Origin of the sequence: Streptomyces lushanensis, from assembly GCF_001700515.1 — a bacterium.
Lineage (GTDB): Bacteria > Actinomycetota > Actinomycetes > Streptomycetales > Streptomycetaceae > Streptomyces > Streptomyces lushanensis.
Genome location: NZ_MAUD01000016.1, coordinates 1 through 10,423, shown reverse-complemented (window position 1 = coordinate 10,423; position 10,423 = coordinate 1). Strand labels below are relative to the sequence as shown.

Genomic DNA, 10,423 nt, shown 5'->3' with positions numbered 1-10,423 from the left:
TTCCGACAACTGCGCGCTCAGGTCGCCGGTGTCGGGCGGGGCGGATGTCATCGCGTACCTCCGGAAGGTCACAGAAGTCCCGTGGGCGAGTACTCGCTCCTGGCCCACCCTGGCCGAGCCGGCATGAGCGGGGGCACAGTCCGCCTCGCACGGGGCATGAACGCGGGGCCGGCGTGCCGGTGCGGCGCCCTCCGGCGTACCGGTTGTGTCCATCCGTGTGCCGTATTCACTCGTTGTGCGGACGTCGGTGGCGCGCGACGGCGATCAGGTCACGTACCGGCCTAGATGTGTCCTACGGTCGGGCGCGTGACATCGAATCTCCGAACTTCTGCCTCCTTTCTGCCGGGTGAGCGCGGCGAGCTGCTGAGTGCGCTGGCCGAGCAGCGAGAGCTCCTGCTCATCACCGTCCGTGGCATCAATGACGCGCAGGCCATACAGCGCACCGTCGTGAGCGAACTCACGCTGGGCGGGATCATCAAGCATCTGACCCGCGGCGAGCGGGTCTGGACGCAGATCCTCGTCGAGGGGGACGGCGAACTGCCCGACGGGATGCTGGACATGGGGCAGTACCGGATGAACGAGGGGGAATCGCTCTCGGACCTGCTGGACCAGTACGAAGGGGCGGCGCGCGGGACCGAGAAGGCCGTGAGCGAGCTGCCCGACCTGGAGGGGGACGTCCCGCTGCCCGCGACTCCCTGGTCACCGCCGGAGCGGGAGTACTGGTCGGCGCGCCGGATCCTGCTGCACCTGATCAGGGAGACGGCACAGCACGCGGGCCACGCGGACATCATCCGGGAGGCACTGGACGGGGCCAACACCACGGCCCAACGCTGACGCCAGGGCGTGGGCCCTCTCGCGGGCGACCCGGCTCAAACCGGCGGCAGGGATTTTGACGGCTCCCCCGCGGTGATCGTCGGCGGCTGCCGGAGTCCGGCCGTCCCGGCCGGCGGCACCGCGCCGGCCCGGAAAAACGCTCCCCGGGCCGGACACGTCCGGGCCGGGGAGCGCCGTGTGACACCGCGGTCCCGATGACACACCACCCGGCGTACATGGCGATCCACCGGCACGTCCGATCGACCGGCACGTCCGATCGACCGGCACGTCCGATCGACCGGCACGTCCGATCGACCGGCACGTCGTCCGTGAACGAGGGCGGTGCGTGTGCTCGTCATGGCGCGTCGGGCATCGCTATCACCGTGATTCCCGGTTCGGAGCCACCGCTCATCGCGCGCAGAGCGGCGCCGGCCCGGTCCAGCGAGATCGTCCGGCCGATGAGCCGCGCCAGGTCGATGTCGTGCTCGTCCAGCAGGCGGAACAGGTCCGGGTAGTCGGCGGCGGCGATCCCGTGCGAGCCGTGGATCTCGATCTCCCAGGCCAGGATCCGGTCCATGGGCACCGCGCACACCGCGTCCGCTCCCAGCAGCAGACCGACCTGGACGTGCCGGCCGCGTCGCCGCAGGGAGCGCAGGCACGCCATGACGTTCGACGCGGAGCCGTAGGCGTCCACGGTGAGGTGCGCGCCCTCGCCGGTGAGCTCGCGCACGGCCCGCGCGACCGAGTCCGGGTCCATGCCCGCGTCGGTGAGCAGTGTGTGCCGCGCGCCCATGCTCCGCGCACGGTCCAGCGCCTCGGCGCTGACGTCGACCGCGACGACCCGCGCGCCGAGTGCCGACGCGATCGTCACGGCGGACAGCCCCACGCCTCCGCAGCCGAAAACGGCGACCCACTCCTCGCGCCGGACCCGGCCGTGGGCGATGAGCGCCCGGAAGGCCGTGGCGAAGCGGCAGCCGAGCGCGGCGGCGGCGGTGAACGGCAGGGAGTCGGGCAGACGGACAAGGTTGAAATCGGCCGCGGGCACGGCCACATACTCGGCGAACGAGCCGTCATAGGTGAAGCCGGGCTGGCTCTGATCCGGGCAGACCTGCGGATCTCCCGACAGGCAGACCTCGCAGCGACCGCATCCGACGACGAACGGCACGGTGACCCGGTCACCGACGGCCCACCGGCCCACCCGCTCACCGACACGGGCGATCACACCGGCGAACTCATGACCCGGAACATGCGGCAGAGGGACCGGATCGTGCCCCTGCCAGGCGTGCCAGTCCGACCGGCAGACGCCCGTCGCCCGCACGCGGACGACGACACCGTCGGGCGGGCAGGCCGGTGCCGGCCGGTTCTCCACCACCGGATCCTCACCGTACGAGTGGAACACCGCTGCCCTCACCGCCGCATGACCTCCTCCTGAGTCGTCAATCGTCCCGGCCGGACGCGGAACGCGGGATACGGGATGCCCCGACGCCGGACAGCGAAACATCGGCGGCGCCACGCCATGGGCCGGCCGAGGCGGTGCCGGCCGACCCGGACCGGGCATGGAGTACGCGCACCGGCTGTCCCGCGGCCTCTTCGGACAGCGCGGGCGGCGGTTTTCCGGACGGATCCCGGATTCGGTGTCCGAGGCGGTCCTCGTGAGGAAAAGGAAGCCCTTTTCACCGGGGCGGCCGAGCCGGCCCCTATCGCTGGGTTCGCTTTCATGGACACGGGAGATCTCACCGGGATCACAAGGCGGGCTCCATTCACGGAGGAAATACTTCCCGTACATGACACCCTGAGGGTCCGCTGCCCCTGCCGTGCCCGTCCTGACGGGTATCCCGCCGGCTTCGGCGCGCGGTTGGGCGGGGCGGCCGAGGGCGACGGCGTCCGGTGCCGGCGGTCCGGCGTACGGGTTTGCGGCCGTTCTGCTTCCACTCCTCCTCGTGGTGTTTTTGGGTGGATTCGCATAACTTGTCATTCTCTGTGTGGTGTTGTGGCGTCAGGAATTCCGGGAGCGGTCATGATGTACGTCACATCGCCCGCGCGTCATGGTCGCCGCCGGCGTGTCCATTTCGCTCGCGGGGAACGAGAGTTGAGTTCTTCTGCGCCTTCCGCGTAGCCGGGTCATTCCTCTCTGGATTCACCCTTCGGATCGCTTTTGTGAATTCAGACCTTGTTTTTGTCCGGACGTTCCGCCTACGTTCACGTCAATCCGGGCGGACCGCCGAATCCTGCCGCTGTCCGGAAACCGAAACCCACTCACATGCGGCAGGAGCGGGGGACCCAGGTAAGGCGCCGTTCCGTCATCCGGAGCGGCTTGGGGTGAAGCCGCGCTCATACCGCGGCCGGGCAGCTCCAGCCCGAACCCGACAGCTCACCTCGCAGGCGACGGAGAGGAATTCGTCATGCCCGCACAGGCAAAGCACCGCCGTCCCAGAACCAGCCCGTTCGCCCGAGGCCTCGCGGTCGTGGGCACGGGCGGCGCCGTACTCGCGCTCCCGCTCCTCGCCGCGACCACCGCCGAGGCGGCGTCGTCGCCCGCCGCCGAGGCACAGCGGGACAGCCCGGCGACCTACTCCGTCGTCGCGGGTGACTCGCTCTCCAGGATCGCCGCCGAGCACTCCGTCAGCGGCGGCTGGAAGAAGCTGTACGAGGACAACCGCGATGTGATCGGCGCCAATCCGGCCCTGATCCGTCCCGGTCTCGAACTGACCCTCGGCGGGAGCGCCGCGCCCCCGACCACGGCCACGCCCGCGGTGGAGCAAACCGCCGCGGCCGGGGAAACCGCCGCGGCGACCACCGACGACCCGGCGGCGACCGCGGAGAACGCCACCGCGCCCATCGAGAACGCGAGTACCGGGAGCGCGCCCGCCGGGAGCGCGTCGGCCGACACGGGCGGTACCGTCACCGAGCCCGCCGCCAAGACGTACACCGACGATCTGGACGGCTGGATCAAGGAATCGCTGGACGTCATGGCCGCCAACGGCATTCCCGGCAGCTACGACGGCATCTACCGGAACATCATGCGCGAGTCCTCCGGCAATCCGTCGGCCATCAACAACTGGGACTCCAACGCGGCGGCCGGAACACCGTCCAAGGGCCTGCTCCAGGTCATCGATCCGACGTTCCAGGCCTACCACGTGCCCGGTACGTCGATGGACAGCTTCGACCCGGTCGCCAACATCACCGCCGCGTGCAACTACGCGGCCGACCGGTACGGCTCGATCGACAATGTGAACGGCCCCTACTGACCGGCCCCTGCTGAACGGCCCGCCGGCGGCTCCCCACGACATGGCCGCCGGCGTACCGTCCCACCCGCACAGACGGCCGAACCCGGCCGGGACGTCCACCCGTCCCGGCCGGGTCCGGCCGTCGCTCCACCCGCCGCGCCCTCGGCTCCCCGCCCTCGGTTCATCGCTCTCGGTTCATCGCCCTCCGGCCGGCACCGGCGCGAGGGGATGTTCGCGCACACGCGCCAGCAGGGCCGCCGGATCCGGGTCCGTCTGAAGGGCGGTCAGGAGCAGCAGCCACAGATCGTGCAGCGCCTCCTCGATCTGCCGGCGTCCCTCCAGGGCGTCGGAGACGGTGTGCAGTCCGAAGAAGGCGCACACGAGCCCGTGCGCGGCCACCTGCGGTGTGACGCCATGGGTGAGTTCCCCCTCCTGACGGGCCTCTTCGAGAAGTGTGGTGACGGTTTCCAGCCAGCCCACAAAGGGTCTCGGCAGCGTGACATTGATGGCGGTGCGCTCCGCCCAGAGCCGGGCACCGGCGCGGATGACCACATCGTCCCGGAAGGCCCTCGCCACCTCGAAACTCAGCGCCACCAGCCGCTCCAGCGCCGGGCGGTCGCACGAGCTGTAACGGTCGATCAGATGCGGCCAGGTCGCGAAATGCTCCTCGACAATCGCGAGGGCGAGATTCTCCTTGCTGGCGTAGTGGAAGTAGATGGCTCCGCTGGTGCGGCCGGACTGCGCGCTGATATCGCTGATACTGGTGCCGGAGTAGCCCCGCTCGTCGAACAACTGTGCCGCCGCTTCCAGGAGAAACCTCCGCGTCGTTTTCGCCCGAACCTGCTCCACCCGAACCCGCACGTGTACCCCGGATTGCCGTTCCGTTAAATGACAGCAGGCAATGTAGCGGCTTTTCCCACCGGGCGTGGCGGGCTTGGCGGCTCCGGGCCGGCGTGCGTAGCAACGAAAATTGCGGTGTTCTTGTCGCATGAAAACAACGGTTGATGACGCGCCGGCCGGCGGCATCATGGAGGATGTCCGGCCACTGTCCTGGTCGCGCACCGTCGCCCGCGAACTGGTGCACCGGGACTCCGTGGCCGAGGTACTGCTCACCGATGTACGGCGGACCTCCTGGAGTCCGGACGGCGCCGGGTTCGAAGCCGCGGCGTCCTGGTCGCGCTCGCATCCGACTTTTCCGCGCGACGGCGCCGATCTGCACAGTCCGCTGGTGATCGTCGAGACGCTGCGCCAGCTCGGTATCTATATCCCGCTCCGGTATTTCGACGTGGAACCCACCGCGCATCTGCTCATCACCGATCTGTTCTTCGAGATCGATCCGTCGGCGGAACCCCGGGCCCTCTTCGGCGCCACCGCCGTGATCTGCGCGGTACGGGCGAGCGACGTGCGCCGCTCCGCCGAGGACGGCTCGGTCACCGGGCTGCGGCTCGATGTCTCCTTCTCCGCCCACGGGACGGTGTTCGCGCAGGCCGGCGGTGGTGCGCGCGTCCTGGACGGCGAGCGGTACGAGGCGGTGAGGACCGGTCGTACGCGTTTCGCCGCGCCAAAGAGCCCCACCGGCCGGCTCCGCCCCGACATCCGTAGGCTGGGCGTGACGGGCGCGCACGATGTCGTCCTGGGAATCGACGGCGGCACCCTCCTGGTCGAACCGGCCGATCCCAGGCACCCGTTCTTCTTCGACCACGCCACGGACCATGTTCCCGGCATCATTCTGCTGGAAGCCGCGCGCCAGGCCGCGGCCGTGGAAAGCGGAGGTGCTTTGCTCCGTCCCACCGGCGGGCGACTCGAAGCAGCACGCTTTGTCGAACACAGTCCGCCCGCTCGAATTATGTGCGTGCCGTATCACGACATCTGTGTGTTCCGTTTTCTCCAGGACGGGGAACGGAAGGCTTTTGGAGTCCTCCGCTACAGGTAAAGGCTGGAAATACTCTGCGAAGTCACTTGACTACCAATAGTTTTCCTCTCTAGCGTAGCGATCGTTATGTTCTTGGGTGGTCGCCTCAACCGGCCTTCTCCATAAGGCCGCGACTGCCCGGATCGCGCCCGCCCGACAGCGGGTGACCAGCGTGCCCGCGGTGTTTCGCACCGTCGCGGCGGTCAGTGCTGCCGCTTATCGGGCTCTTCTGAACGGAACAATCGGATGACAGCTCATCGCATCCTTTCCTGGACTCCGACAGCCATCGTCTTCGACTGCGACGGCACCCTCATGGACACCGAATGCCACTGGCAGGACGCTCGAATTCTGGCGTTGCGCGAGTATGGATTCACACCCATGCCCGGCTTCGCCGAGCGGACCAAGGGACTGCACTACACCGAATGCGGACGGCTCATGGCCGAGGAGGCGGGACACCCGGAACTCGGCGAGGACCTGACCGGCCTGCTGCTCGGGCACTTCCGCGCGCTCGTGGCCGACAACCCCCTGACCATGCCCGGCGCCCGCCAACTCGTCGAGGAATCGGCGGAGTTGGCCCCTCTCGCCGTCGCCAGCAACTGCCCTCGGGAAGTCGTCGAGTCCTGCCTCGGTACGGCGGGCCTGCTCGGCCACTTCGACCACATCGTGGTGCCCGAGGGCGAGATCAGACCCAAGCCGCTCCCGGACGTCTACCTCACCGCCGCACGGCTCTGCGGCTCGGAGCCCGTCGACACCCTGGCGGTCGAGGACTCCACCTGCGGGATCCGCTCCGCCGCCGAGGCCGGCATGCGGGTCATGGGCGTCGGTCCCTGGCCCGGCGAGGACGTCGTGGCGCTGGTGGACGTATGGGTCCGCTCGCTGCGCGAGCCGGAGGTGCGCGGCTGGACCGGCGCGCGGGTGCCGGTCCAGGTCTCCTTCGACGTGATGCCCGCCGCCCGCTGACACAGGGCTCCCGGGGACAGGATCGGGCGCTGCCCCCGGAACTCGCCGTCCCGGCGAAACGGCTTACCATGAGGGCCACGGGGCATATACGTCCAAAAGCCTCCGCACAGGGAGATGGGGCATCGGATGGACGAGGAACGCGCCGGCCGTCTCGTGTCCTCCCTGCGGGCCCGGGGTGTCATGGCTCATATGGCCCATCTGGGTGTGTACCAGTGCGGTGTACAGGTCGTGCTCGCCGAGGGGGGCGAGGCGATCTGGGACATGGACGACGTCCTCGGGCTGCGGGCGGAGGTCGTGGAGGACGGTGTGCTCGTCGGCTTCGTGCCACGCGTACGGGGTTCCGAGACCTTCACCGAGGAGCAGCTCGTCGAGGTGATCGCCGCCACCCGGTACGACAAGCCGGGACTGCGGTCCGCGGCGGACGGCGACACCGGACCGTATCTGGACGAGGAACCGCTGTACCGGGGGAACGGCCCCCTGGCTCCCCCGCACCGCTACCGCCGCAGGCTCAGACTTCCCTGGCGACCGCGACGGCCCGGATAGCCCGGCGACCGGGCGCCCTGGTCCCGCCCTGGTGCGCGTACGGCTCGGACCGCCATGGAACGGCGCGCGCGGCGGCCGGTGCGTGCCCGCCTCCGGGCACGCACCCGTGTGCCCCGCACCGTTCCGTACGTACGCCTCACACCGTCAGCAGACTCGGCGTCGCCGCCAGGTCCTCGGGCAGGAACGCCTCCGGGACCGGGTCCTGACCGAGGATGAAACGCAGGATGGACACGTGCATCGCCTCGACCGGCGCGATGGTGGCCGCGGTCTCGATCCCGGCGGCGCTCTTGCCGTTGTAGCCGGCGAAGAGATAGGTCTGCGCGGCCTGGTCCTCCAGTTGGAGGGCGAGCTTGGCGGCGTCGTCGACGCTGGTGACCCGGTCCAGCGCGGTGGTGATCGCCCGCTGGTTGGACAGCGGCACATCGGTGACGGCGGGCTTGCCCGCGTCCGTCAGCGCCGCGTTCCACGCCTTGGCGTGGTCGATGTGGTGGGCCATCGCCATGGTGACGAAGGTCGACACGGCGGGTGGTACGGCGCCGAACCTGTCGGCTCCCGCGGCGGCGAGGATCGATCCGTAGGCGCCCACGGCCTGGTTCTCCAGGGCCGCCGACAGCGCGACGAATCTGAGGTGCGCGGTGTACATGACCGTGTCCGCGGCGGCGCGGGGCGGGAGCACCTCGGGCGGTTCTCCCTGCGGGGAGGCGCCCTTCTCGTCGGTTCCCGCGCTGGTGCAGCCGGTCAGCAGGAGCGCGGCGCCCAGGCTTCCCGCGCCCAGCAGGAAGCGCCGCCGTCCGGCGTCGGCCGGGCCGCTGCCTCCCGGACGGTTCTCCGCCGTGACCCGGTCCGCGGCCGTGGGAGCCGCCGGACGGCCGGCGGTCCGGTCCTCGCCGGCGCGGTCCTCGCTCACGGGACGGCCGCCGCGCCGCGCCGGGCCGAGCGCCCTGAGCCGCTCGGCGAGCGAGGCGGCGTCCGCGCGCATCGCGGGCAGTGTGTCGTGGTGCGCCTCCGTCATCTCCTTGGTGAGACGGCCGAGCCGGTCCTCACTGATGGGCAGCTCCCAGCCGCCGCGCGCGCGTCTCACTTGATGGCTCCTTCGGACATCGGCCGGGCGTTGGCGATCGGCTGGAAGACTTCGGGAATGGTCGCGCTGCCGATGGCCGCGGGCAGTCTGGGCGCGTCCGTCGGGATCTCGATCAGGCTCTCGTGGCCCGAGGCGAGCAGGGACTGCACGGCCAGCAGCGTGGCGCGGTGCTGCGCCTCGACCGGCGCGACGGACGCGAAGAGCCGGCGCAGCTTCGTGTCGGCGACCCTGGTCACATTCCTGGTGTGGGTCCGCGCGGCGGCGTCCTCCAGGTGCAGGGCGAGCCTGACCACGTCCGCCGGTGTCCTGACGGACGGCAGCGTGCGGGTGACGACGGCCTCGTAGGTCTCGTCGGGCTGGGTCTGGGCCTGGCCGCCCGCCTTGGCCGCGGCCTCGTTGAACGCCTTGGCATGCGCCTGGTGGTGCTGGGCGCTGGTGTCGAAGAACTCCGCGACCGTCTTGGGCCCGTTCTTGACGAACGGCAGGGCGACGGCGCTGCGGTAGAGGCTGACCAGCAGGTTCTCCAGCGCCGCCGCGGTCTCCAGCGCCGTGATGTCGTTCTTCGACGCGGCCTCCGCCGCGGCGGGGCCGGTCCGCGCGCCCCGGGTGATTCTGTGGGTGTCGCTGTGCAAGTCCTGCGACCGCTCGGTCGGTTCCTCCGGCAATCGGGTGTCGATGTGCTCCGCGCCCATCACGCCCCCTTTCTGCTCGGCGCCCGCGCCACCGCGGGACTCTCACCGACACATTCGCGAGGAGGCGGCCGGTGGATCGCCGACCGCACCGACGGGAGAGGGTGTTTCACCTCATCGGCCGAGCAATACGGGCAGAAACGATACGGGTGTGAGCGGGCCCGGGCGTGGGAGGTAGGCGCGTGGGACGTGCGGGCGGCAACGGCCTGGGCGGAGACGGCACGGGCGGGAGGGGTGCGACCCGTACCCCTCCCGCCCGTGCCGCACTCACCCCGTACTCACTCCTTGACCGCGCCCGAGTTGGCGCCGTTGACGAAGTAGCGCTGGAAGCAGAAGAACAGCGCGGCGACCGGCAGCGTGGAGAGCAGCGCGGCGGCCAGCTTCAGCGGGTACTGCGTACCGCCGCCCAGACCGCCCGAGACGAAGCGGGCCAGGCCCGTGGTGAGCGTCTCGTACTGGCCGGACTGGGTGGCGACGAGGAAGTGCGTGAACTCGTTCCACGAACCCTGGAACGACAGGATGGTCAGAGTGATCAGCGCGGGTCTGGCCATCGGCAGGACGACGGACCAGAAGATACGGAACACCCCCGCGCCGTCCACCCGCGCGGCCTCCTCGACCTCGCGCGGCACCGACTCGAAGAACTGCTTCATGATGAAGATGCCCGCCGCGTCCACCAGCAGCGGCAGGATCATCGCGGTGTACGTGTCGAAGATCCCGAAGGTGTTGAGCACCAGGAACTTCGGGATCAGCAGGGCCACCCCGGGCACCGCCATCACCGCGAGGACGAAGCCGAACAGCAGCCCCCGGCCCGGGAAGCGCAGCCGCGCCAGCGCGTACCCGGCCATCGAGTCGAACAGCACCCGCCCGGCCGTCACCAGCACCGCCACCAGCGCCGAATTGCCCAGCCAGCGCAGGAAGGGCACCGCGTCCCCGGACTCGGTCAGCCCGAAGAGCCGCTGGTAGGCGGCCGTCGTCGGAGTCGTGGGCAGCAGTGAGAGCGGATGCGAGGCGGCGTCCGGATCGGTCTTGAAGCCGGTCACCAGCTGGAGTGCGAACGGCAGCAGATAGAGCAGGGCCGCCCCGACCACCAGGCCGTACCCCAGCACCCGCAGCGGAACGGGGAACCGGGGCAGCACAGGGCGTCCCTGGTCGCGCGAGGACCGCCGGAGACGGGCCCGCACGGCCCGCCCGCCGCGGA

Annotated in this window: 10 protein-coding genes and 1 riboswitch; of the genes, 5 read left to right on the top strand and 5 right to left on the bottom strand. The window is 70.2% G+C overall.

What is annotated here, in order from left to right; translation table 11 throughout:
• Positions 1-306: 306 nt before the first annotated feature.
• Positions 307-834, top strand: coding sequence for a mycothiol transferase (locus BFF77_RS01345; protein WP_066942897.1), 528 nt, complete (start codon positions 307-309; stop codon positions 832-834).
• A 334-nt stretch (positions 835-1,168) separates the two neighbouring features.
• On the opposite strand, the gene BFF77_RS01340 is transcribed toward BFF77_RS01345, so the two are convergent.
• Complete coding sequence (locus BFF77_RS01340) at positions 1,169-2,224, bottom strand: zinc-dependent alcohol dehydrogenase family protein (protein WP_066942895.1); 1,056 nt, start codon at positions 2,222-2,224, stop codon at positions 1,169-1,171.
• A gap of 824 nt (positions 2,225-3,048) precedes the next feature.
• A riboswitch (cyclic di-AMP (ydaO/yuaA leader) is annotated at positions 3,049-3,211 on the top strand.
• Positions 3,212-3,215: 4 nt separating this feature from the next.
• Here BFF77_RS01340 and BFF77_RS01335 point away from each other — a divergent pair.
• A complete protein-coding gene (locus BFF77_RS01335) occupies positions 3,216-4,061 on the top strand; it encodes a LysM peptidoglycan-binding domain-containing protein (protein WP_066942893.1) in 846 nt (281 codons plus the stop codon).
• A gap of 174 nt (positions 4,062-4,235) precedes the next feature.
• Here BFF77_RS01335 and BFF77_RS01330 read toward each other — a convergent pair whose 3' ends face one another.
• Complete coding sequence (locus tag BFF77_RS01330) at positions 4,236-4,889, bottom strand: ScbR family autoregulator-binding transcription factor (protein WP_066942891.1); 654 nt, start codon at positions 4,887-4,889, stop codon at positions 4,236-4,238.
• 139 nt (positions 4,890-5,028) lie between these two features.
• On the opposite strand from BFF77_RS01330, the gene BFF77_RS01325 reads away from it, so the two are divergent.
• The 3 genes from BFF77_RS01325 to BFF77_RS35410 all read left to right on the top strand — a co-directional run bounded on the left by BFF77_RS01325 (position 5,029) and on the right by BFF77_RS35410 (position 7,455).
• Positions 5,029-5,973, top strand: a complete 945-nt coding sequence (locus BFF77_RS01325; RefSeq protein WP_079124711.1) for a ScbA/BarX family gamma-butyrolactone biosynthesis protein — start codon at positions 5,029-5,031, stop codon at positions 5,971-5,973.
• A gap of 225 nt (positions 5,974-6,198) precedes the next feature.
• Positions 6,199-6,912 carry an HAD family hydrolase gene (locus tag BFF77_RS01320; RefSeq protein ID WP_066942889.1) on the top strand — a complete coding sequence of 238 codons (714 nt, stop codon included), beginning with the start codon at positions 6,199-6,201 and terminating at the stop codon, positions 6,910-6,912.
• A 126-nt stretch (positions 6,913-7,038) separates the two neighbouring features.
• Positions 7,039-7,455, top strand: a complete 417-nt coding sequence (locus BFF77_RS35410; protein WP_066942887.1) for a hypothetical protein — start codon at positions 7,039-7,041, stop codon at positions 7,453-7,455.
• 136 nt (positions 7,456-7,591) lie between these two features.
• On the opposite strand, the gene BFF77_RS01310 is transcribed toward BFF77_RS35410, so the two are convergent.
• The 3 genes from BFF77_RS01310 to BFF77_RS01300 all read right to left on the bottom strand — a co-directional run bounded on the left by BFF77_RS01310 (position 7,592) and on the right by BFF77_RS01300 (position 10,406).
• Positions 7,592-8,536, bottom strand: a complete 945-nt coding sequence (locus BFF77_RS01310; RefSeq protein ID WP_245703027.1) for a ferritin-like domain-containing protein — start codon at positions 8,534-8,536, stop codon at positions 7,592-7,594.
• Positions 8,533-9,228, bottom strand: a complete 696-nt coding sequence (locus BFF77_RS01305; protein ID WP_079124710.1) for a ferritin-like domain-containing protein — start codon at positions 9,226-9,228, stop codon at positions 8,533-8,535. The genes BFF77_RS01310 and BFF77_RS01305 overlap by 4 nt, the downstream gene beginning before the upstream one ends.
• 275 nt (positions 9,229-9,503) lie before the next feature.
• Positions 9,504-10,406, bottom strand: a complete 903-nt coding sequence (locus BFF77_RS01300; protein WP_107422036.1) for a carbohydrate ABC transporter permease — start codon at positions 10,404-10,406, stop codon at positions 9,504-9,506.
• Positions 10,407-10,423 lie beyond the last annotated feature (17 nt).